At 65.3% G+C, this 23066-nt stretch carries 22 protein-coding genes and 2 pseudogenes; 18 read left to right on the top strand and 6 right to left on the bottom strand.

What is annotated here, in order from left to right; all coding sequences use genetic code 11:
- The first annotated feature begins 4 nt into the window (after positions 1-4).
- The 8 genes from PFY01_RS01510 to PFY01_RS01475 all read left to right on the top strand — a co-directional run bounded on the left by PFY01_RS01510 (position 5) and on the right by PFY01_RS01475 (position 9160).
- Positions 5-664 (top strand): RNA-binding protein, encoded by a 660-nt coding sequence (locus PFY01_RS01510; RefSeq protein ID WP_271042145.1) that lies wholly within the window; start codon positions 5-7, stop codon positions 662-664.
- Between the two features lie 108 nt (positions 665-772).
- Positions 773-3793 carry a translation initiation factor IF-2 gene (infB, locus tag PFY01_RS01505; RefSeq protein ID WP_271042144.1) on the top strand — a complete coding sequence of 1007 codons (3021 nt, stop codon included), beginning with the start codon at positions 773-775 and terminating at the stop codon, positions 3791-3793.
- Between the two features lie 245 nt (positions 3794-4038).
- Positions 4039-4464, top strand: a complete 426-nt coding sequence (locus tag PFY01_RS01500; protein WP_271042143.1) for a DUF2141 domain-containing protein — start codon at positions 4039-4041, stop codon at positions 4462-4464.
- Between the two features lie 23 nt (positions 4465-4487).
- Complete coding sequence (locus PFY01_RS01495; protein WP_271042142.1) at positions 4488-5966, top strand: carotenoid oxygenase family protein; 1479 nt, start codon at positions 4488-4490, stop codon at positions 5964-5966.
- A gap of 66 nt (positions 5967-6032) precedes the next feature.
- Positions 6033-7187: an acyltransferase family protein gene (locus PFY01_RS01490; protein WP_271042141.1), complete on the top strand. Its 1155-nt coding sequence runs from the start codon at positions 6033-6035 to the stop codon at positions 7185-7187.
- A 36-nt stretch (positions 7188-7223) separates the two neighbouring features.
- Positions 7224-7754 carry a CHAP domain-containing protein gene (locus tag PFY01_RS01485; RefSeq protein ID WP_055809437.1) on the top strand — a complete coding sequence of 177 codons (531 nt, stop codon included), beginning with the start codon at positions 7224-7226 and terminating at the stop codon, positions 7752-7754.
- Positions 7755-7803: 49 nt separating this feature from the next.
- Positions 7804-8601, top strand: a complete 798-nt coding sequence (locus PFY01_RS01480) for a tryptophan 2,3-dioxygenase (RefSeq protein ID WP_055809435.1) — start codon at positions 7804-7806, stop codon at positions 8599-8601.
- Between the two features lie 73 nt (positions 8602-8674).
- On the top strand, positions 8675-9160 hold the full coding sequence (locus PFY01_RS01475; RefSeq protein WP_271042140.1) for a PA2169 family four-helix-bundle protein: 486 nt from the start codon (positions 8675-8677) through the stop codon (positions 9158-9160).
- Positions 9161-9235: 75 nt separating this feature from the next.
- Here the strand turns inward: PFY01_RS01475 and rplS are convergent, their stop codons facing one another.
- From rplS to PFY01_RS01460, 3 genes are read right to left on the bottom strand one after another with little or no spacing between them, the layout of a single operon-like run.
- Entirely contained in the window at positions 9236-9658 is a 423-nt protein-coding gene (rplS, locus tag PFY01_RS01470; protein WP_017505017.1) for a 50S ribosomal protein L19, read from the bottom strand.
- Position 9659: 1 nt separating this feature from the next.
- Entirely contained in the window at positions 9660-10385 is a 726-nt protein-coding gene (trmD, locus tag PFY01_RS01465) for a tRNA (guanosine(37)-N1)-methyltransferase TrmD (protein WP_271042139.1), read from the bottom strand.
- Positions 10386-10429: 44 nt separating this feature from the next.
- Positions 10430-12265, bottom strand: coding sequence for a DUF885 domain-containing protein (locus PFY01_RS01460; RefSeq protein ID WP_271042138.1), 1836 nt, complete (start codon positions 12263-12265; stop codon positions 10430-10432).
- Positions 12266-12455: 190 nt separating this feature from the next.
- Between PFY01_RS01460 and PFY01_RS01455 the strand changes: the two genes are divergently transcribed.
- Together PFY01_RS01455 and PFY01_RS01450 are read left to right on the top strand one after the other, a co-directional pair.
- Entirely contained in the window at positions 12456-12593 is a 138-nt protein-coding gene (locus tag PFY01_RS01455; RefSeq protein ID WP_039247129.1) for an entericidin A/B family lipoprotein, read from the top strand.
- Between the two features lie 105 nt (positions 12594-12698).
- Positions 12699-13091: a YidB family protein gene (locus tag PFY01_RS01450; protein ID WP_271042137.1), complete on the top strand. Its 393-nt coding sequence runs from the start codon at positions 12699-12701 to the stop codon at positions 13089-13091.
- 4 nt (positions 13092-13095) lie between these two features.
- On the opposite strand, the gene PFY01_RS01445 is transcribed toward PFY01_RS01450, so the two are convergent.
- The 3 genes and pseudogenes from PFY01_RS01445 to PFY01_RS01435 all read right to left on the bottom strand — a co-directional run.
- Positions 13096-14862, bottom strand: coding sequence for an AmpG family muropeptide MFS transporter (locus PFY01_RS01445; protein WP_271042136.1), 1767 nt, complete (start codon positions 14860-14862; stop codon positions 13096-13098).
- 43 nt (positions 14863-14905) lie between these two features.
- Entirely contained in the window at positions 14906-16444 is a 1539-nt protein-coding gene (locus PFY01_RS01440; RefSeq protein ID WP_271042135.1) for a response regulator, read from the bottom strand.
- 72 nt (positions 16445-16516) lie between these two features.
- Positions 16517-17500, bottom strand: a pseudogene (locus PFY01_RS01435) (YifB family Mg chelatase-like AAA ATPase); the annotation flags it as partial.
- 38 nt (positions 17501-17538) lie between these two features.
- On the opposite strand from PFY01_RS01435, the gene PFY01_RS15600 reads away from it, so the two are divergent.
- From PFY01_RS15600 to PFY01_RS01405, 8 genes and pseudogenes are all read left to right on the top strand, one after another.
- Entirely contained in the window at positions 17539-17739 is a 201-nt protein-coding gene (locus PFY01_RS15600; RefSeq protein WP_420197038.1) for a recombinase family protein, read from the top strand.
- Positions 17726-19198, top strand: coding sequence for a recombinase family protein (locus PFY01_RS01430; protein WP_420197037.1), 1473 nt, complete (start codon positions 17726-17728; stop codon positions 19196-19198). Before PFY01_RS15600 ends, PFY01_RS01430 begins: the two co-directional genes overlap by 14 nt.
- A gap of 358 nt (positions 19199-19556) precedes the next feature.
- Positions 19557-19889 (top strand): hypothetical protein, encoded by a 333-nt coding sequence (locus tag PFY01_RS01425; protein ID WP_271042133.1) that lies wholly within the window; start codon positions 19557-19559, stop codon positions 19887-19889.
- 417 nt (positions 19890-20306) lie between these two features.
- On the top strand, positions 20307-20612 hold the full coding sequence (locus tag PFY01_RS15595; protein ID WP_420197036.1) for a DUF3761 domain-containing protein: 306 nt from the start codon (positions 20307-20309) through the stop codon (positions 20610-20612).
- Positions 20603-21025 (top strand): hypothetical protein, encoded by a 423-nt coding sequence (locus PFY01_RS01420; RefSeq protein ID WP_271042132.1) that lies wholly within the window; start codon positions 20603-20605, stop codon positions 21023-21025. Before PFY01_RS15595 ends, PFY01_RS01420 begins: the two co-directional genes overlap by 10 nt.
- Positions 21026-21064: 39 nt before the next feature.
- On the top strand, positions 21065-21922 hold the full coding sequence (locus tag PFY01_RS01415; protein WP_271042131.1) for a DUF6615 family protein: 858 nt from the start codon (positions 21065-21067) through the stop codon (positions 21920-21922).
- A 98-nt stretch (positions 21923-22020) separates the two neighbouring features.
- Entirely contained in the window at positions 22021-22230 is a 210-nt protein-coding gene (locus tag PFY01_RS01410; protein ID WP_271042130.1) for a hypothetical protein, read from the top strand.
- Between the two features lie 162 nt (positions 22231-22392).
- A pseudogene (locus tag PFY01_RS01405) lies at positions 22393-22922 on the top strand (IS6 family transposase); the annotation flags it as partial.
- Positions 22923-23066: the final 144 nt, after the last annotated feature.

Genomic DNA, 23066 nt, shown 5'->3' with positions numbered 1-23066 from the left:
ACATATGAGCTTGCGCGACGCAACGATCGATAGGGAACGCCGGGACCTCGTCTCTCACGAGGTCATGGATGAATCTCGCCTGATCCGTTTCGTCGCCGGGCCCGATGGCCAGGTGGTCCCCGACCTGGGCAGGAAACTGCCCGGACGCGGCCTGTGGGTCGAAGCCAGCCGCGCTTCGGTCGAGGCGGCGGTCAAGAAGAACGGCTTCACCCGCGCGGCCAAGACCAAATTGACCGCCCCGGCCGACCTGGCCGATGTCATCGAACGGCTGCTGGCAAGGCGCTGTCTCGACCAGTTGGGTCTTGCCCGGCGCGAAGGCGTTCTTATATCCGGCTTCGAGAAAACCGCGGCGAGCCTGCGTGCGGGCAAGGCCGCCTGGGTGCTGGAAGCCGCCGATGGCTCGGCCGACGGGCGCGGAAAGATCCTCGCCCTGGCCCGTCATCAGACCGCCAAGATCTGCGGCGCGTTCACGGCGGACGATTTGAGTTTGGCCCTTGGGCTGGAAAATGCGATACACGCCGTCCTGCTTGCGGGCGGACGCGCCGATCGGTGGACCATCGAGGTCGAACGACTGGCTGGATTTCGGCCGCTTCGCCCCCTTCACTGGGACGTTTCCAGGGTCGAGGACGGATCGGCGGGAGCACCCCCTACAGGGGCGAGCTGAGGATTTTAGCGGCCGAGGGCCTGTCTCCAAGGGCGGAGACGGGCTCACGGTCGTTCATGGGTATTAGATGAGGACGGCGGGCCTTTCCGCCCCGAGTAAAGCGACCGGATGAGCGACGAAAACGACAAGACCAACCAAGGCCAGGGCAACACGGCCGGCACGCCGTCCCAGACGGGGCCGCGCGCTCCGCTGAGCCTGAAGCCGCGCGTTGTGGGATCGGTGCCGACCGGCACCGTGAAGCAGAGCTTCAGCCATGGCCGATCCAAGACGGTGGTGGTCGAGACCAAGCGCCGCGCCGGCGCCGGCGGACCGCAACGTCCGCAGGGCTTCGATGTTGCACGTCCTCAACAGGCCGCTCAGGCGCCGCGTCCGCAAGGTCCGCGTCCGTCGCAACCCGCCGGCGGCGCCCTGTCGGCCGAGGAGCAGGAAGCCCGTCGTCGCGCCATCGCCCTGGCCACGCAAGCGAACGCCGCCAAGGCTGACGCCGCCGCCGCCGCCAAGGCCGCTGCAGACGCCGCCGCCCGCGAGCAGGCCGCCGCCACTGAGCGCGCCGCCCAGGCCGCCCGTGACGAGGCCGCCGCCGCCAAGGCCGCCGCAGAAGCCGCCCGCGCCGAAGCCGCCAAGCTGACGGCCGCTGCGCCCGCCGCCCCGGCCAAGCCCGCGCCCAAGCCGGCCGCACCGGTCGCTGCCGCGCCGACTCCCACGCCCGCCGCGCCGGCTCCGACACCCGCTCCCGCTCGTCCGGCCGCTCCGGCTCGCCCGGTGGTCAACTTCGGCCAGCGCGTGCCCAAGCCCGGCAACCCCCAGCGCGCTGCGCCCGAGCGTCCGGCCTTCGGCGGCCGTTCGGCCCGCGAGCAGGCGATGGGCGGCGGCGATCGCGCCTATTCGGACCGTCCGCAGAGCGATCGCCCGCAAGGCGATCGTCCGCAGGGCGCCCGTTCCGGTCCTGGCGGCCAGCGTCCGCAAGGCGCCAAGCCGGCCGAGCCCGTTCGCTATTCGGCCCTGAATCCGCGTCCGGTGCCCGGCGCCGCGCGTCCGGGCGGTCCCCGCACCGGGCCCGGCGGTCGCGCCGCCCCGAACGCTCCGCCGGCCGAGGCCAATGTTCTGCGTCCGGCCCGCGCCCCCGGCGCCGGCTTCGGCCGTCCGGCCGGTCGTGACGACGATCGCGAGAAGCGTTTCTCCGACGCCGGCAAGGCGGTCAGCCGCACGCGCGGCGAGCCCAAGCGCCGCGAAGGCCGCATGACCATCCAGTCCGTGGTCGGCGACGGCGACGCCGCCGAGCGGATGCGCTCGCTGGCCTCGGTCCGCCGCGCCCGCGAACGCGAGAAGGAAAAGCGCAAGGGCGGCTCGACCGATGCGCCCAACCGTCCGCGCGAAGTCGTCATTCCCGACGTCATCACCGTGCAGGAGCTGTCCAACCGGATGGCCGTGCGCGGCGTCGACATCATCAAGTTCCTGATGAAGCAGGGCCTGATGATGAAGATCAACGACGTGATCGATTCCGACACGGCCGAACTGGTGGCCGAAGAGTTCGGCATGGCCGTCAAGCGCGTCTCGGAATCCGACATCGAAACCGGCTTCCTGGGCGAGGCCGACGATGCGGACGCCTCCGACACCCGCGCGCCGGTCGTGGCCATCATGGGCCACGTCGACCACGGCAAGACCTCGCTGCTCGACGCCCTGCGCACGACCGACGTCGCAGGCGGCGAAGCCGGCGGCATCACCCAGCACATCGGCGCCTATCAGGTTCGCCTGCCGGACGACCAGAAGGTCACCTTCCTGGACACCCCGGGCCACGCCGCCTTTTCGGCCATGCGGGCGCGCGGCGCCAATGTGACCGATATCGTGGTCCTGGTCGTCGCCGCCGACGACGGCGTCATGCCGCAAACCATCGAAGCCATCCAACACGCCAAGGCGGCCAACGCGCCCCTGATCGTGGCGGTCAACAAGATGGATAAGCCCGGCGCCACGTCGCAGAAGGTCGTCAACGAGCTGCTGCAGTACGAAGTCATCGCCGAAAGCCTGGGCGGCGACACCCAGATCATCGAGGTCTCGGCCAAGGAGCGGATGAACCTCGACGGCCTGCTGGAAGCCATCCTGATCCAGGCCGAGGTCATGGACCTGCGCGCCAACGCCGATCGTTCGGCCGAGGGCGTGGTCATCGAGGCCAAGCTGGACAAGGGTCGTGGTCCGGTCGGCACCGTCCTGGTCAAGCGCGGCACGCTGAAGCGCGGCGACATCGTCGTCGCCGGCGGTTCGTGGGGCAAGGTTCGCGCCCTGCTGAACGAGCGCAACGAGCAGCTGACCGAAGCCGGTCCGTCGGTGCCGGTCGAGATCCTCGGCCTGGACGAGGCGCCGTCGCCCGGCGATGTCTTCGCCGTGGTGGATTCCGAGGCCCGCGCTCGCGAGCTGACCGAATACCGTCAGCGGGTGAAGCGCGAGAAGGCCCAGGTTTCGGGCGGCTCGGTCTCGCTGGTCGATATGATGGCCAAGCTGGGCTCCAAGAAGGCCTCGGAACTGCCGGTTGTCATCAAGGCGGACGTGCAGGGTTCGGCCGAAGCCATCATGGGTTCGCTGGACAAGATGAGCACCGACGAGGTGCGCGCCCGCACGGTCTATTCCGGCGCCGGCGGCATCACCGAGAGCGACGTCAACCTGGCCAAGTCGGCCGGCGCGCCGATCCTCGGCTTCAACGTCCGGGCTTCGAAACAGGCGCGCGATCTGGCCGAGCGCGAAGGCGTCGAGATCCGCTACTATTCGATCATCTACGACCTGCTGGACGACATCAAAGGCGTGCTGTCCGGCATGCTGGCGCCGTTGCAACGCGAAACCTTCCTGGGCAACGCCGCTGTCCTTCAGGTGTTCGACATCTCCAAGATCGGCAAGATCGCCGGTTGCCGGGTGTCGGAAGGCGTGGTCCGCAAGGGCGCGCGCGTCCGCATCATCCGCGACGACGTCGTGGTGCTGGAGTTGGGCACGCTCAACACGCTCAAGCGCTTCAAGGACGAGGTCAACGAGGTCACGGCCGGCCAGGAATGCGGCATGCAGTTCCAGGGCTTCCAGGACATCAAGGAAGGCGACTATATCGAGTGCTTCACGGTCGAAGAGATCAAGCGCACGCTGGACTAGTACCTCGTCGCGAGCACGAAGAGACCAAGGCCCGGAACTTAGGTTCCGGGCCTTTTCTTTTGAGGCACGGACACGATGCGTTCGAAGTGTTCGTTCGCGCTTCGCCAACGCCCCTGGCTGTGCATTCGCGAACGGCGGCCGTTCATCGCCGCAAGCGCGGTGGTGAAGGGCAGGGGACGACGGCACGGTCCGGTCATTGAGGGCCGGTCGTCGTCGGTCCTCTCACCGACACAGGATACGCCGTCATGAAGACTGTCGCCGCCATCGCTCCCGTTCTCGCTCTCGCCGCCGCCCTGACAGCCGCGCCCGCCTTCGCCGCCGACCTGACCGTCGCCTTCCCGAGCGCGGCGCCCCAAGGCCAGATCATGGTCGCCGTCTTCAACAGCGAGGCCAACTATGGCGGCGAGGGTCAGCCGGCCCAGGTCGCCATGCTGAATGCCGACGCCGGCCAGACCAGCGTCACCTTCGACGGCCTGCCCGACGGCGACTATGCGGTGCGCGCCTTCCACGACCTAAACGGCGACGGGAAAATGAACACCAATCCCTTCGGCATGCCGGTCGAGCCTTTCGCTTTCTCCAACAACGCTGTCGGCAATATGGGACCAGCGTCTTGGGAACGCGCCAAGTTCGCCGCCGCCGGCGCGACGACCCAGTCGATCGACCTGAAGTAAGCGACGAAAGCCGGAGTTCGATCATGATCCCCTCACGCCGTTCCTTCCTAATGGGCGCCGCCGCCCTCTCGGCCGCCGTGGCCACGCCCGAAATGGTGCGCGCCGCCGCCGCCCTAGACGCCGTCGCCGCGACGAAGGCCGACTGGGCGCTGGCGACCCAGGACGTCGAAGGTGACATCGCGCGCCGGACGATGCGCTTGGTCCACGGCCGGGCGCCGACCGGGCTGCAGGGCGCGCTTTATCGCAACGGACCGGCCAAGTTCCGGCGGCCGGGCGGGTCGGCGACCCACTGGTTCGACGGCGACGGCATGATGCGCACCTTCCGCATTCAGGACGGCCAGGCGACGCTGGAGGCGCGGTTCGCCGACACGCCCAAGCGTCGCACCGAAACGGAACTGGGCGCCGTGGTCACGCCGGGCTTCGGCACTAAGGGCGACGCGCGCGCCCGCATCGGCTCGAACGACGACGCCAACGCCGCCAATACCGCCGTCATGGTCGCCGGCGATCAGGTCTGGGCGCTGTGGGAAGGGGGATCGCCTCTGGCTCTGTCGGCCTCAGACCTATCGACGCAAGGCTTCGTCACCCTGCGCGACGACCTGAAAGGCATGCCGTTCCAGGCCCACCCGCGCTATGCGCCCGATGGGTCGATTTGGAATGTCGGCCTGGCCGGAAACCGCGCAGTGATCTGGCGTCTGAACCCCGACCGCAGCCTGAACGACGCCCAGATCGTGTCCCTGCCGTGCGCCAGCTATATGCACGACTTCACCGCCACCGACCGGCACGTGATCCTGGTGCTCCAGCCCTGGGTGTTCGCGACCCACACCATGCCGGTGACCGCAGGCCTGGCCTGGCGGCCGGAGATGGGGACGCAGGTCCTGGTGTTGGACAAGGACGACCTGTCGAAGCGCCGCCTGTATGAGTTGCCGAGCTTCTTCCATTTCCACCTAGGTGACGCCTGGGCCGAGCGCGACGGCACGATCCGCTTCGATGTCGCCGCCAGTGGCGATCCGCGCTTCGCGGTCGATGGCGCGCGGGTTCTGGTGGATGGGTATGGGGTCGTTCCGGGCGATCCGGCGAAACTGGCTTTGATCACCCTGCGTCCAGATGGCCGCGCCGACATGGCCTATAGCGATGTCGTGGGCGAATTCCCGAAAGCGGACCCGCGTCGTGCGGGGCTGAAGCGCAGCCTGACCGCCCATACCTCCGGCGAGACTCGCGGCCGGCCCTTACCGACGGGACTGGCGGTCCACGACTGGGACAGCGGTCGCTCGCACGCCTTCGAACTCGGCGTGCATCAGGTGGTCGAGGAGGCGGTATTCGTGCCCAAGCCCAGCGCGACGGCGGAACGGGACGCCTGGCTGGTCGGACCCTCGGTCAATCTGAAGGACGGGCGCACCGAACTGCACGTCTTCGACGTGGCGCGGATCGAGGACGGCCCGGTTGCGACCTGGCAGGCGGACGTGGCCCTGCCGGCCGGCTTCCATGGCGTGTGGGCGGGATAAGGCCGCACGGGCACAACCTTTGCGGGCCTTCACGGTTCGAAAAGGCTGACGTGCCAAGGTGAGACCATGACCCCCGTCCAGACGCCCGCCGATCTTCGCCCCATCACCGCCCTGCGCTTCGGCGCGGCCATGTGGGTCGCCGTCTACAGCTTCTGGGAAAACCTTGCGGGCGCGGGTCAGTCGGGCCTGGTCGCCAAGGGCTATCTGGGGGTCGAGCTGTTTTTCGTCCTGTCCGGCTTCATCCTCAGCCACGTCTATCTGGCGGCGGCGGGCGAGAAGCGGTTCTCGTATCGCGGCTTCCTGTGGGCGCGGATCGCGCGCGTCTATCCGCTGCATATCGCCACCCTGATCGGCGTGGGGCTGCTGGCGGCCGCCGCCCTGTTCGCCGGTATGAGCGTGGACGCCAATGTGCTGAGTTGGGCGTCGCTGCCCGCCAACCTTTTCATGGTTCACGCCTGGGGGCTGGCGCCGGTTGCGGGCTGGAACCATCCGTCGTGGTCCATCTCTGCGGAGTGGTTCGCCTATCTCTGCTTCCCGCTGTTCGCCTTCGTATTCTGGCGCCTGCGTCATCGGCCGATCGCGGCGGTGGTCGGGGCTGCGGCCTTCCTCGTCATCCTCTATTTCGCGTTCGAGCAACTGGCCGGCTTCGCCTTGACCGAGGCGACGATCCGCTGGGGCGCGCTCAGGATCGTGCCGTGCTTCGCCCTGGGCTGCGCCCTCTATCTCGTTTATCGCCGCGCGCCGTTGAAGGCGCCGTGGCTGTGCGCTGCCGTCTCGTTCGGCCTGATGGTGCTCAGCGCCGCGCTCGGACTATGGGACGGCGTCACGGTTCTGCCGGCCGGCGCCCTGATCCTGTCGCTGGCTTCGCTGCCCAACGCGCGCGCCGGATGGCTGGCGTCAAAGCCTGCCGTCTACCTCGGCGAGATCAGCTATTCGGTCTATATGGTCTGTGTGCCGTGGAAGCTTCTGGCGGTCGGTCTGGCCGCCAAACTGTTCGACGCGCCCGACAAGCAGCTTCAAATTTTCGTGTGGTTGGCGATCCTGGCTCTTCTGCCTGTTGTCGCGGCTGTCTCCTATCATCTCGTCGAACGCCCGGCGCGCAAGGCTCTCAGGGACATGGCCGACAAGCGCGCCAAGCGTCACAACAAGGTTTCAGAAGGAAATATGAAGCACGGCGATATGCCGAAACAACTTGCGACAGGGCGTGATCCCGTGGCCTAAAGGGCGCTTCCAAAGGCGGGTCGGGATACCCCAAGCATGTCAAAACGGCTCAAAGCCGCCGCGGTTGCGGCGACCCTCGGTTTTTTTGCGCTGGGCGCCGTCCCCTCCACCGCAAAGGCTGATGAGCCCTACTGGCAGTGCGTGACTTTTGCGCGCATGTTCTCCGGCATCAACATCTTCGGCGACGCCTGGACCTGGTGGCGCCAAGCCGCCGCCAACTTCCGCACCGGCAAGGCCCCGGAAACCGGCTCGGTTCTGGTCTTCCGCCCCGAGGGTCGCATGAGCCGGGGCCACGTCGCCGTCGTCTCCGACATCCTGACTGACCGCGTCGTGCGCGTGACCCACGCCAACTGGGGCGGCAGCCGCGGCAAGGTCGAAGAGAACGTCACCGTCGTCGACGTCTCGCCCTCCAACGACTGGTCGCAGGTCAAGGTCTGGTACAATCCGATCAACGATCTGGGCACGACGGTCTATCCGACCTACGGCTTCATCTACAAAGGCGCCCGCGACGCCTTCGACGCCGGCCGTCAGATCGCCGCCAACGTCTCGGCCCAAGGCCAGCATTAAGGGCCGGCGCCAAGCTTGCACCGCTCGCCATCGCGGGCGATAGGCGGGCATGACCCAATCCAGCGACATCACCTACGCCGGCTATCTGGCGTTGGACGACCTGCTTTCGACCCAGCACCCGCTGTCGGACCAGCACGACGAGATGCTGTTCGTCGTCATCCATCAGACCAAGGAACTGTGGCTCAAGCAGATCCTGCATGAGACGGCCCTGGCCCAGTCGATGGTGCGCGCGGGTGACCTGGTCCCGGCCTACAAGAGCCTTGCGCGCGTCAGCCGTATCCAGGCGGTGATGACCCACAGCTGGGACATTCTGTCGACGATGACGCCGTCGGACTATCTGCGGTTCCGAGGGTCGTTGGGGTCATCGTCCGGCTTCCAGAGCGACCAGTTCCGACGTTTCGAAGCCATGCTGGGCCTGAAGGACGCCAGCTTCCTGAAGTTCCACGAAGACCGCCCCGAGGCCCTGGCCGCGCTTCAGGCCGCCATCGCCGCGCCAAGCCTTTACGATGACGCCCTGGCTCAACTGGCCAAGGCCGGTCTGCCGGTGCCCGCCGAGGTGCTGAACCGCGACGTGACCCAACCCTATGCGCCCTCCGAAGCCGTCGAGGCGGCCTGGCTGGAGGTCTATCGCGACACGGAACGGTGGTGGGTCCTGTATCAGTTGGCCGAGAAGCTGGTCGATCTGGACGACGCCCTGCTGACCTGGCGGCACAAGCATGTCGTCACGGTCGAACGCATCATCGGTCGGCGTCGCGGCACGGGCGGAACGGAAGGCGCGGCCTATCTGGCCTCGACGCTGACCAAGCGCTGCTTCCCCGAGCTGTGGTCGCTCCGCACCAAACTTTGATGTCGCAGGCGGCAACCTTCGCCGCGCCGGGTCATTTCGCCGTTTGACCGCAACAGCGGAAGGAATGGACGAGATGAGCAACCCCAACGCCCACGACATCAAGGTTCTGAACGGCCTGATCGAAACGACGCTGGACAGCGCGGACGGCTATCGCGAAGCCGCCGAACAGACGCAAGACCCGCACTACCGCACCCTGTTCGAGCGCCGCAGCAGCGAACGCCAACAGGTCGTCGACGACCTGTCGGCCGCCGTGCGCGGTCTGGGTGGCGATCCGGAGTCCGATGGATCGATTCTGGCCAAGGCGCACCGCGCGTTTCTGGATGTGAAACACGCCCTGCTGCGTAACGACGATTCCGTCGTCGGCTCGATCAACTCGGGCGAGGGGTTCATCGCCAACAAATATGAAAAGGCGCTGGAAGACACGGGCATTTCCGCCACCACGCGCGAGACGATCCGGCGGGCCTATGCAGCGGTGAAGACCGAGCATGAGCAGATGGAGGCTCTGAAACACAGCCTTGAAGGCCAGCGCGACGCGGACAACCCCTTGTTCCCGCAGTAATCCCGGACTGACGGAATAGAAAAACGCCCCGGCGTCACCGCCGGGGCCTTCGTCATTTGATCATCTAACCTGAAACTAGGCTTCTTCGGTCTTGGCGGCCGAACCGGTTTCCGGAACGACGACGCCCTTGGCGGGACGAACCGTCTGGCGCTCGGCGATACGGGCCGACTTGCCGCGACGGTCGCGCAGGTAATAGAGCTTGGCGCGCCGCACGACGCCGCGGCGCTTCACTTCGATCGACTCGATGTTCGGCGACAGGATGGGGAAGCGGCGCTCGACGCCTTCGCCGAACGAGATCTTGCGGACCGTGAAGGTTTCGCTGATGCCGCCGCCGTCGCGGGCGATGCAGACGCCTTCGAAGGCCTGAACGCGTTCGCGCTCGCCTTCCTTGATCTTCACGTTGACGCGCAGGGTGTCGCCGGGCTGGAATTCCGGGATTTTGCGTTCGCCCAGGACGCGGGCTTTTTCTTCGGCGTCCAGCTGTTGAACGATGTTCATGTCATTTCTCCTCGGGCTTTGCGCCCTTTAGCTGTGAGTTGGCGAGATGCGCCTGCCAGAGGTCCGGCCGCCGCTCCCGCGTAGTCGTCTCCCGCTGCGCCTCGCGCCATCCCGCGATCTTCTTGTGATCGCCCGACAGCAGCACCTCGGGTATCTCAAGCCCCTCGAACGTCCGCGGTCGCGTGTACTGCGGGTGTTCCAAAAGCCCATCCTCGAAGCTTTCGGACGACAGGCTGTCGCCTGAGCCGAGCACGCCGGGGATCAGTCTTACGCACGCCTCGATCGCGACCATCGCCGCCGCCTCGCCGCCGGCGAGAACCGCGTCTCCGACCGAGACCTCCTCGAACCCGCGTGCGTCCAGCACCCGCTGATCCACCCCCTCGAAACGGCCGCACAGCACGACGATCCCGTCGGCTTTCGCCCATTCCTTGACGCGCGCCTGGGTCAGGGGTCGACCCCTGGCGCTCATGTACAAAAGCGGCCGCTTCGGTCCCGGTAGGCTATCCACCGCCCGGGCCACCACGTCCGCCTTCAGCACAGCTCCCGGGCCGCCACCCGCAGGGGTGTCGTCCAGGAAGCCGCGCGTATCTGTGGAAAAGGCGCGAATGTCAACCGTTTCCAGGCTCCACAGGCGCTTCTCGCGCCAGGCCGTGCCGATCAGCGACACGCCGAGCGGGCCCGGAAAGGCTTCGGGAAACATGGTCAGAACGGTCGCGGTAAAGGGCATGGCGCGCGCCCTTTACCGCTCCGTGGCCGGAAAGGCGAGCCGGGTCAGGTTGTCGGCGCCCCGCCGCCCGCCGCGATCCAGCCGTCCACCTGATCCTCCAGCACGTCCAACGGCACCGAGCCAGAGCCCAATACGACCGCGTGGAAGTCCTTGATGTCGAAACGGTCGCCCAACGCCGTCCTGGCCCGGTCGCGCAGTTCCTCGATCTTCAGCTCGCCGATCTTGTAGCTGGTCGCCTGGCCGGGGTTGGTGATGTAGCGCTCGACTTCCTTTTCGATGTCGCGCTCGGACAGCAGGGAGTTCTGGCGGAAATAGTCCATTGCCTGTTCGCGGCTCCAGCGCTTGGCGTGCAGGCCGGTGTCGGTCACCAGACGCACAGCGCGCCACAGCTCGGTCGAGAGCCGGCCGAAATCGGAATAGGGGTCCTGATAGAAGCCCATCTCCTTGCCCAACTGTTCGGCGTACAGCCCCCACCCTTCCGCATAGGCGCCGTAACCGCCGAAGCGGCGGAAGCGTGGCAGGCCCTCGATCTCCTGCGCATAGGCGATCTGGAAGTGGTGGCCCGGCGCGCCCTCGTGATAGCTGATGCCCTCGATCTGGGGCTTCAGCACCTGGGTCATGTCCGACAGATTGACGTAGTAGATGCCCGGTCGCGACCCGTCCGGCGCGGGCGAGTTATAGAAGGCGATCGAGGCCGTCGCCTCGCGGAACGGCTCCACCGCCCGCACCTCCAGCGCCGCCTTGGGCAGGGTCGAGAACCACTGCGGCGCCGCCGCCATCACCTGTTCGATGAAGCCGCGCGCGTCGGTCAGATACTGTTCTTTGCCCTCGGGCGTGTTCGGATACTGGAACCGAGAATCCGTCTTCAGGAAGGTGAAGAACGCCTGCAGCGAGCCGGTGAAGCCGACCTGGGTCTTGATGGTCTCCATCTCGGCCTGGATTCGGGCGACCTCGGCCAGACCGATCTGATGGATCTGGTCGGCGGTCAGGTCGGTGGTGGTCGAGAGCTGGAGCCGGGCGTTGTAATAGGCCTCACCCTGCGGCAGGCGCCACACGCCCGCATCGCTGTCAGCCTTGGGCTGCACCTCGGCCAGCGCCGTCAGCACGGTCTCGAACCCGGCCTTGTAGGGGCCGGTCAGGGCGGCGCGGGCTTCCGACAGCAGCCGATCCTTCGTCGCCTGATTGGCCTCCAGGGCTGCGACCTTCTTGTTGAAATCGGCCCAAACCGGATTGTCCGCCCCATCGTCGAACGGCGCGCCGGTGATGACGTTGCGGGTGTTGGCGATGGACGGGACGAAGACGAAGCGCGGCGAGACGACGCCCGCCACCGCGCGCTGACGCAACTCCTCGGCCACCTGATCCATCTGCGTCTCGGCGGCCTTGATCCGCGCGACATAGGCCTCGGCGTCGGCCACGCTGGAGACCCGGTGGTTGTTGATCAGAAAGACCGGCAGGCTGGTGGTCGGATTGCCGTTTGCGGCGAACTGAAAGCCCCAGTCTCGCCACTGGTTCGACCGCCGCGCCTGCTGGACTCCATATTCGAACATCCGCCACGACAGCGCTGCCTGCGGTCCCAGCTTCTGCGGATCGAACTGGGCCTTCATCTGCGCCAGCTGCGCCTCCTGAAGCGCCAGGGCACGGTCGGCGGCGGCGTCCGACACATCGTCCAGCTTGTCGTAGTCGGTCTTGATGCCCAGCGACGTCATCTGCTGCGGGCTCAGCGCGATCCGCGCCTGGAAGGCCTGCTCAAAGAAGGCGTTCAGCCGCGCGTCCTCGCTTTCGGCCGCGGCTGTCTGTGCGGGGGCGGAGGTTTGCGCCAGCGCGGGCGCGGCGGACAGCACCGCCATCATGGCGGCGGACGAGATCAGAAGACGACGCATGAACAACCCCTCGTGAAACAGGGGCGCACCTTCGGGGCCGCGTGCGCGCGGCGCAAGGGATCAATGCCCCCGCCGTTGCGGCGATCGGACACGTCGAAAGCAAAATTTTCGATACGGCGTCGCTTGATGCAACCCAAGCCCAGGGTCGGCGTTTCGACGAAACTTGACCATACCAACAAGGGTTCACACCATGCGCAAGATCATCACCCTGTCCATCGTCGCCGCCGCTCTGGCCGTGTCGGCCTGCAACACCATCGCCGGCGCCGGCCGCGACGTCTCGGCCGCCGGTTCGGCCGTCACGCAAGGCGCGAACGACGCCAAGAACTAAGGCTTTTCGAAAGCCGATGTTGGAAAGGCCCGCCGGATCCCGGCGGGCCTTTCTCGTATCCGTCGCATGACGGTGTTACGGTGCGCCATCATTCGGGAGACGGCGATGGGCTTTCTGGACAATGTGGTGAAGGGTCTCGGCGACGACGCCGCAGGCGGTCTGAGCGACCTGCTCAAGGGGCAGGGCGGCGTCGGCGGCCTGGCGGAAAAGTTCGGTCAGGCGGGCCTAGGCGATGTCATCGGCTCCTGGGTCGGCACGGGGCCAAACGCCAACATTTCGCCCGAGCAGATCACGGCCGTCCTCGGCCACGGCCCCATCGCCGACATCGCCGCCAAGATGGGCGTGACCCCCGAACAGGCTGGCGAGACCCTGGCCGGTCTTCTGCCCGAAGCCATCGACCGCCTGACCCCTGGCGGTCAGATCGACGGCGCCGACGACCTGCTTGGCAAACTGCCGGGGAGCCTGGGCGACATGATCGGCGGTTTCCTGAAGCGCTGAAGCCTCAGGACGGCTGGCCTTCGGTCGCCGCGATCGCAGCCTCCTCTTCCAACGCGGCCTTCTGGCGCGCCTGCAAGGCGGTCTGCTTGCTGGCCACGATGAAGGCCAGAACGATGGCGAAAATGCCGATGATCGTCGAATAGAGGAAGAAGACGACGTACCCCGCGCCCAGCGCCGCCGGCGTCACGCCGCTGGTCGCCGCTCCCGCCGCCAAGGACCCTTCGGGCAATCGCGCGAACAGCGGCCGCAGACCGGCGAACGGTCCTGTCCCCTCCGCAGCCCGCGCCGACGCCTCGACGATCCGGCCAGACTGCGATGCGATAAGCTTGCCCGGGAGCGCATAGAGCGAACTGAAAAGGGCGTATTGCGTCGCGGTGAAACCAATCGACGTCAGGCTGGACATATAGGCGATCAGGGCTGTGCCGGCGTAGCCTGTGGCGACATTGTCCACCCCGATGGCGACGGTCAGGGCCGGGATGCTGGGGCCCTGGGTCGCCAGCCAAGCGAAGACCAGGTTCGACACCGGGCTCATGAAGGCGCCGATCACCATGGTGCGGATCAGGCCCAGCTTGGCCACCGACCAGCCGCCGACGAAGACGCCCAGGGTGGTCATGACCACGCCAAACACCTTTCGCACCTCGGCCAGTTCGGTCTTGGAGAACCCAAGATCCAGATAGAAGGGGTTCATGATGTTCAGCACGAAATCCGCCAGGCGATAGACGCAGATCAGCGCCAGGATCAGCGTGGCGACCCCCGCGAACCGCTTGTAAAAGTCCACTACGGGTTCGCCGAACGACCCTGCCAGATAGGCTCCGGGCCGGGTCTTGACCCCGGGCACGGGCCAACACGCCAGCACCATTACCGCCAGGCCAAGGAAGACCAGACCGACCTGCAGATAGACGCCCTCGGGCTTGGCCGAGAGGGCCGCCGCCACAGCCGCCTTGCCGTCCGCGCCCAGGCCGAACAATCCAAACAGCGCATTCAGCGGGCCCGACTGGCCGGTCAGGCCCGACCCCAGCACCACCGCCGCCACACCGATAATTGCCAGGCGCACGACCCATTCGATCACCTCGAAGCCAGGGCGAGACGGCACGTCACCGACCGGGATGGCGCGGATGGAATGAGCCTTTTCCCGCGGGGCGAACAGAACGCCGGCGATGCCGAAGCCCATCAGAGCGGCCATCACGGCGTAGGACAGGTTCCAGTTATAAAGATCAGCCAGGACCAGCGGCACGGCGCCCGCGACGATCATGGCGACCCGGTAGCCCATCTGATAAGCAGCGGCCATTGCGCCGTGCCGGCTGTCGTCGGCGGCCTCGATGCGCCAGGCGTCGATGACGATGTCCTGCGTCGCGCCGAAGAAGCCGACCAGGGCGGCGAATCCAGCCACCGCGATCAGGGCGTTGGCGGGGTTCAGCGTCGAGATCGACCACAGGCCGAACACGATCACGGCCTGCGTCACCAGCATCCAGGCGCGGCGATGACCCAACAGTCGCGTCAGTCCGGGCACGGACGTCCGGTCGATCAGCGGCGCCCAGACGAACTTCAGCGAATAGGACAGGGTGGCCAGGGCGAAGAAGCCGATCACTTCCAGCGTCTGGCCGCTTTCGCGAAGCCAGGCGGACAAGGTGTCGAAGATCAGCAGGTTCGGCAGGCCCGCCGAGAAACCCAGCAACAGCATGATGAAGACGCGCCGCTCGCCATAGACGGCGAGGCCGCCGAAACGGCCGGCGGGCTTGCCGTTGGCGGGGGGATGGGCTTGGTCGGTCATGCACGGCTCCGGCGCGGCGGCCGGAAACGCGGGCGCCTGTAACTCAGCCGACCTTGGCGCGGATGTCGCGCTTCGTCCAGCGGGCGAGCGCGGCGCGCAGGGCTTCGGCGTCCAGCGGCTTGACGATATGATCGTCCATGCCGGCTTCCAGGCAGGCGCGTCGGTCCTCGGCGAAGGCATTGGCGGTCAAGGCGAGGATCGGCGTCGTGTCGCCCGCCGCGCGGATGGCGCGGGCGGCGGCGGGGCCGTCCATGCCGGGCATCCGCATGTCCATGAAGACCACGTCGTAGCGCGCACGCTTGAGGGCCGCGACGGCCTCGTCGCCGGTGGCGGCGGTCTCGACGGTGCAGCCTTCGCGACGCAGCAGGGTGCGGGCCAGAAGCGCGCCGACCGGATTGTCTTCGGCCAACAGCACGCGAATGCCCGCGAACTGCACGGGTGCGACGCGGTCGTCCTCGACATGGGCCGCGACGGGAGCGGCGCTTCTGTCGCCCGTCTCGGCGCCGATGGCCGCTAGGACCCGTTCGGCCAGGGAGGCGCGACGCAGGGGCTTGATCAGATAGCCGTGGAAGCCGGCGGACCGATACCGCGCGATCAGATCGCGCTCCGACGGTTTCAGAAGGACGATTCCACGGCCGGTGGCGGGCAGGGCGGCCAGGCTTCCCGTTGAGGCGCCGGCGTGATCGATCAGGGTCACCGGCGCCTGGTCGGCGATCGTGCCGCCAGAGGCCTCGATCTGGGCGCTGGCGGCGGACTGGACGAAGGGGTCGGGCGAGCGCACCGAGACCTTATGATTTCGCAGCGGCTTGTCCCGCGCCACGGCGACGGCGGCGAAGGCAGCCTCGAAGCGGAAGCGGGCGCCCCTGCCGGATGTGGCGCCGTCGGGCCGGTCCTCGACCCGCACCGAGCCCTCCATGGCGGCGGCCAGTCTGCGCACGACCGCCAGACCCAGGCCGGCGCCATCCTGACGGACCGCGTCGGAACTGTCGGCGTGGCCGAATTCCTCGAAGATACGAGTGCGCGCCTCGGGCGCGACGCCGGGGCCGGTGTCGTCGACCAGGAAGGCCAGACGCGGGCGCGCCGCGCTGCCGCCGACGCGCTCGACCGAAATGCGCACGCCGCCGGTTTCGGTGAACTTCACGGCGTTGCCCGCCAGGTTGAAAAGCACCTGACGCAGCCGGCCTTCGTCCGCCAGCACGTCGGGCGCGTCGGCGGCGACCGACCAGACGATCTCCAACCCCTTGTCGTGGGCGCGCGGGCTCAGCAACTCGGCGACGCCGCGCACCAGACCTTCCAGGTCGACAGGCGCCAGGTCGAACTCCAGCGCCCCGGCCTCCAACCGCGCATAGTCCAGCAGATCGTTGACCAGACCCAGCAGATGTTCGGCCGACTGACGCGCGTTCTCGGCATAGGCGCGTTGGGCGCCGTCCAGCCGGGTCCGCTGCAACAGGTTGATCATGCCGATGACGCCGTTCAGCGGCGTGCGCATCTCGTGGCTCATCAGCCGCAGGAACTGCTGGGCGGGGTCAACGGGTGCGCTCGTCCGCTCCTCGATCCGCTTCGTCGCCGTCCGTCGCGTCATGGCCGCCTCCCCGTCAGGCACGGAGACTAGAGGCGGACGGTTAAGGATGTCTCCACCATGACTCGGGCGGCCTCACGCGTGCAGGAAGGGCGTCTGCTCGTCATCGCCTTCGCGCAGGCCGAAGCCTTCATGGCGCTGCGCCACGCGGCGGTCGAAATCCGCCTCGGCGCCGATGGTGGTGCGGCGGTAGATCAGGGCCTCGGCGATGTGGCGACGAAGAACGCCGGTGCTGCCATCCAGGTCGGCGATAGTGCGCGCCAGGCGCAGGGTGCGGGTCCAGCCCCGCGCTGTCAGTCCGCCGGCCTCGCCCGCCCGCATCAGCAGCATCCGGCCCGCCTCGTCTGGGATGGCGAACCGATCCAACGTGGCGCCAGAGGCGCGGGCGTTCAGGCCTTGGGCGGCGTCCAGCCCGGCCTCGCGCACCCGGTCCTGCTGCATGGCGCGGGCGGTCGCGACGCGCGCCCGGGCCTCGGCCGTGCCCTCGGCGGGCGCGGGCAGGGCCATGTCGGCGGCGGTGACCGGCGGCGTCTCCACCGTCAGGTCGATCCGGTCGAACATCGGACCCGAGACGCGGTTCTGATAGTCGCGCTGACAGCGCGGCGCCTTGCCGCACGCGCCGCGCCCGGCTCCGCCCATGCCGCAGCGACACGGATTCATCGCCGCAACGAGCTGGAACCGCGCCGGATAGCGGATGTGGGCGTTGGCGCGGGCGACGACGATCTCGCCCGTCTCCAGCGGCGCCCGCAGCGAGTCCAGGGCCTGGGCGCTGTATTCCGGCAGTTCGTCCAGGAACAGCACGCCATTGTGCGCCAGCGATGCCTCGCCGGGCTTGGCGCGCAGGCCCCCGCCCGTCAGGGCCGCCATCGAGGCGGAATGGTGCGGACTGCGGAACGGGCGATCGCGGGTCAGTGCGCCGCGTTCGATCAGGCCGGCGACCGACCAGACCATCGAGGTCTCCAGCAACTCTTGCGAGGTCAGGGGCGGCAAGAGGCCCGGCAGGCGCTGCGCCATCATCGACTTGCCCGACCCCGGCGGACCGATGAAGAGCAGGTTATTTGTTTAACAGCCCAAGTTTATCGGCTAGGCGATCAGACATGTTGGCTGTCGCATACGCTCGCTGGAGTTCGCTGGAACAGGGCAAGGGTTCAACACTGGAGCGCCAGCTTCAAGTGGTCGAACGCTACTGCTCTCAGCATAAGCTAGAGATCCTTGAACGGGTCACTGACGAAGGGTCCAGCGCCTACGCCGGCACGAACGTTCAGACGGGATCTCGGCAAGATCGTGAGCCGGGTTGAAGCGGGTAAGCTCCCCCGCGACATCACCATCGTGGTCGAACAACTTGACCGAATCAGCCGACTACCCCCAGCGCAGGTGATCGCCTGGATTCAGAAGGTGACGACGCTCGGCGTTACGATTGCGACGGCCAATGACGGCTACATCATCAACGCCGACACTATCAGCACCAATCTGATGGGGTTCATGGGCTTGGTGTTCAACTCGTTCCGGGCGCACGAAGAGAGCCGCCACAAGAGCGAGCGACTAGCCGCTAGCTGGAAGATCAAACGGGATCGCCTCGGCCAGGCCGACAGCCGCCCAATGACCGGCGTCTGTCCTGCTTGGTTGCGGTTAAATTCGGACAGGACGGCATTTGAGATCATCCCTGATCGGGCAGCCATCGTGCACGAGATCTTTCAGCGATCGTCAGAGGGTGAAGGCAAACGGATCATCACATCAGACCTGAACCGACGAGGGGTAGAGCCTTGGGGCCGTGGTAAGAGCAAGGCGTCTGCTTGGCACTCCAGCTACGTCCACAAGGTTCTGATGAATCCTGCGGTGATCGGCGAATTCCAGCCCCACACTAAACGGCGTGGAGCGTCGGGAAGGCTTGCTGTGGGGGACCCGATCTCCGGGTACTATCCTGCGGTAATCAGTGAACATCTTTGGGCATCTGTCCGAGCTAAACGACCTTCCGGTCGCGGAAATGATGGGCAACGTGGACAGGTCCGCAATCTCCTCAGCGGCCTTTGCCGATGCGGTCATTGCGGGGGTCCTATGGCCTATCAATTGAAGTCGCCCGAGGGGACCAGAGTGCGTAGGGGTGTTGTCCAGCCTCAGCGGCAAGCGAGCTATCTAAGCTGTGCTTTGCGAAGCCGAGGTGGCCCATGCGATCACGATCAGCACTATCGTTATGAAGCGTTAGAGCGTGGGATACTTGAAGCCTTCTTGACGACGGCACTGTCGGATCGCTTTTTCGAAACCTCCGACGAACTGGGCGGCTTGGTCGATGCCGAATACCGAGCGTTGCGAGAACTGGAACGGGCGAAAGCACGGGCTGGCCGACTGCTTGATTTGTACGAAGAGACTGGCGATGTCGAAGCCCGACAGCGCTGGATTACAGCCCGGGCGGAAATTGCTGCGGCCGAGACGTCCACTGCCGATTTGAAACGTCGTCTCGAACAGGCGAGAGGTGCGGTCAGTCCAGAACGCCATATCGAACGGGTGGCCGCTGTGTGTCACCTTCTAAGTGGACCCGAGTCCGACGAGAGGCGGGACGCTCGATCCAAAGCGGCGAACAGTCTGCGTGAACTGATCGATCATATCGAGTTTGCGGGCAATCTGTATGTGGCGATCCGAAACAGCCCAACGGTGGTGCTGATGGATTCTGTCGGCGCCATTCTAGACGACGTAACGCTTCTGGCCGTTTCGCCAGAGGATGCCCACATCGCCGGCAAAAAGGTCCTTCAGGACCGCTGAATCGCCTATGATTCTGGGGCGATCTCGGCTATAATAATTGAGTTGGAGCTTCGCATTGCGCCTCCAACCACCCCCACACCTCAAACCTATAAAGCTCACTTGAGCCAGCCATTTGCTGCGCCCGATCCACCCCTCACATTCAAAAATCATCAAGCCCCAGCGCACTGCTGTGGCCCCATTTTTCATGTCAAACATCAACCCATATTTCCGTCCCAACCAGCCCCGCCTTCCTCATCTCGAGCGGGCCATATCGTCATGTCTAGATAGGTACTTCATAACTCTCACCACTAAGCGTCGCCTGACGCCTGAAACGTTTGCCCGTGAGCTTCACGAGACCCTTAACCGGGTGAACAGCAGATTGTTCGGCACCGCCTTCAAGCGAGGACGTGACGGCAAGAAAGTTCATTTGCGGGTCCTCTCCCATCAAGAGCAAACGGTCGATCAGGGCTGGCATACACATTTGCTCGTCGGCGTACCGGACGGCGCACTCACCCTGAAGGCCAACCCCTGCACCGTCGCAGTGCCCGATCTGATCATCCAGACTTGGCTGAACGGCGACCCACAATTCCGCCGTCGTGAGGCGCAGAATGTCCAGGTGATCCACGAGTTCGAAGGCGTCCGCAGCTACATAAGCAAGGACGTTCGCACGCTCTCTGATTTCGATCAGGTCGACCTGCTCAACACCCACTGATCATTCTGGATCACGAGCGACTGTCCCTGCGAAAGCGGGGATAATCCATAACCCATTAGAGGCAGCGCTCGCCCCAGGACTTTGCTCTACACGCTTGGCCAGACACCCGTTCGGCCTTGATTATAGAGTATTGTCTAAAGCTCAATGACACTCTGGGAACCCCTCTAAGAGAGACTTTAAATCCCTCCACAAAGGCTCCGAAAGAGCGCCGATGAGCGAAGCGAAGAGGCCATTCAATAAGCTTTAAAGCCGTCAAGATTGGAGCAGCGATGCCGGTGCGGGGGATTGATTGGGCGTGACAACTTAAGCGGGCGAAGCGCAGCTAGCTCCGGCTGACATCTCGTTCGGGTGACAGACGGTTAAGTGACTCCAAAGATCATTAGCGCTTGAGCTGGACTCCCGTAATGGTTGCTGGCTATGTTGGCGACGTCCTGGGGAGGGCTCGTGCAGCTTCAAGTTTTTTTGGCGTGTTTGGCGCTTTCGGCATCTGTCTATGCTGTTCCGGCAGAGGCACAGTCATGTGGTTTCGGCTACTATCGGAACACCGCAGGCAGTTGCGTTCCATCACCGCGCCGCCCGCATAGCGGCACCGCGCGAGGGTTATTGAGCGGCTCTAGCATTCCGTCAGGCGAAACGGCTCGTTGTCGCGATAGAACGTATAGCTATTCCCAAAGCCGCCGGGGAACATGCTCCGGGCATGGTGGCGTGGCGAAATGGCTGTGAGCAACAACAACGGTTGCGGAACGTGGATTGCGATCGCTGTCGTTGGTGCCGTTGTGTGGCAATGCACGCGCGACAAGACGCCGGCTGAGGTCGAGGCAGACTATTCAAGTTACAGTTCGGCCGAAGCCACGGACGCGGATTATTCAACTTATACGCCCACGCCGCCATCCACCTATGAGGTCGAGGATCCGGTGACACCAGAGGCGTACGTCAGTTCGGGTTATCAGGATGCCGGCGCACCGTACGGCTGCACGAACGACTGTTCGGGGCACGATGCGGGCTGGGCTTGGGCCGAGGAGAACGGCGTCACCGATCCGGGCCACTGCGGCGGCAATAGCATGTCGTTTGAAGAGGGCTGCATCGCTTACGCCGAGGAGCTGGAAGCTAGGCGGCCGTACGAAGACCCTTGGTGATCGACGCGTTGCGCTCCCCTTCAGACTGAAAGTGACATAATGAACCCCTTCAATCCTTCCGCCCTATGTGAGTTAGCTGACTGGTTTCCGATGCAAGTCGCACACGAGATTGAGGGAGCGCGACGTGAAGGTCACCAATTTCGCGAGACCACTTGGACGGACCGCTTCATATTAGAGGTGCGCCGGCTCCGCGACCCTAGAATCTTCGTGAAGACTTCTCATGAAGCAATGACCGGCGCTGATATGGATTGGTGGTTCATCGCTAGCGACGGCTCGCGCCATCTGCGCCTGAGCGTTCAAGCAAAGATCCTTCATTACATGACTAAAAATAGCGAACTTTGGGCATACCCTGAGCTTCGCCATCCAAACGGTGCGCACGGAAAACAATCACGCCAACTCATCCGCCATGCCCGGTCAGAGCAAAAGGCGGGGCGCGCGACCTATCCGCTCTACTTGTTCTACAATCCCGTAAGCACGTCACATCCGTGGCCGCTATTTTACCAGTCACCAGGAATCACTCTCGCGGATGGTTTTTGGATTGCTGCACATCTCCAGGCCCACAGGAGCGGGGCATCGATTCCCATCGCTCCAACCCGTTACAGCCAGTTGCGAGATCAAATGTTCGGGCTCCCGATGGTATTCTGCCATTCGAGGGATGTTCCCGGGCCCGATGACGTCGCCGAAGCGATCAACGACGCAAACGACATGATCTGGGCAGGGCGCGAAGCGCGTAAGCGGCCTCGCGCTCGTCCCTCACCAGAAGACGGGACCCCAAATCATATCTGGACCCTCGTCCAAAAAATGAAGCATGGCGACGTCGACACTGGCGACGATGATGATCGCGGAAAGACGGGTCTTTGGCCTCGAAACACAGTCGTATTCGTAGCCTCGGATTAGCCGCTCAACACAGAGGCACCTGTGCAGGGTTGTCGACTTAGACCAAAGATCAGGGGCATATGACCATGCCCGTTCTGATTGAATAGAGGCCTGACGCGATGGCGACGAAGTATCTCCAATATTTTCCGAAGCCGCTGCTGGATGACCTTGTCGGTAGGCGCTCGCTTCCAGTCATCGGAGCCGGGATGTCGCTGAACGGTGAAGTCCCAACGGGCAAGAAGATGCCGCTGTGGGACGGTCTCGGATCCTGCCTCGCGGCCGACATCGCTGATTTCAAACCTCGGCACACTCTTGATGCTACGCCGTGATGATCGATGCTCCTCCGTCGGATATTTCGAGGTTCGAGCGACGTGGCGTTCGCGTCATCAACCTACCGGGCAAGATTGAGAACTACGGCTCGATCTTGGCGGCTGACAGAGGAAGTAGTCCCGACGGTCGAGAGTCGTTTGCTTCTCGACGTTCTGCCGCACCGGTTCGGCCCTCTGATCGCCCGGCGGCTGAGCAAGCGTCGGCCTCTTCCGTCGCCGCGGTGGCATCTGGACGAGATGGTATGCTGGATCGGCGGTCGGCGCATGTATCTGTGGCGCGCGGTCGACGATGAGGGCGAGGTTCTTGACCTTGTCGTGCATCGACGGCGGGACAACGGGGCGGCGTTGAAGCTTCTTTACCGGCTCTTGCGAAATCAGCCGGTTGAGCCTGAACGGATCACCACAGACGGCTTGGCGTCATACGGCTCGGCGCTTCGGGAGTTGGGGTTGAAACACCTTCATCGACCAGGCCGGCTGCGGGAGAACAATCGGGTTGAGGACTCTCATCTGCCGATCCGACGACGAGAGCGACAACAGCAGGGGTTCAAATCCCAAGCTTCCGCCTAGAATTCCTCACTACCCACGCTGCGATCTACAACACCTTCAACGTCCAGCGTCACCTCATCAGCCGAACGACCCTTCGCCGCTTCCGCGCCGAGGCGGATGCCGCTTGGGCGGCTGCGGTCGTCTGAGCCATGTCCGGGGAGGGGGCTTTCAACTTGTTGAACTTAACCTGACAGGCCCCCTGAGCGCTAGGTTCAATCCAGTCAGCCCGAGCGGAAGCCGAGGGACAAAATATCGAGCTTGTTGTCCCTCGGCTGGACTCGCGCGTCATA

The sequence above is a fragment of the Brevundimonas vesicularis genome (genome assembly GCF_027886425.1).
GTDB lineage: Bacteria > Pseudomonadota > Alphaproteobacteria > Caulobacterales > Caulobacteraceae > Brevundimonas > Brevundimonas vesicularis_C.
This window is presented reverse-complemented; position numbering and strand designations above follow the sequence as displayed.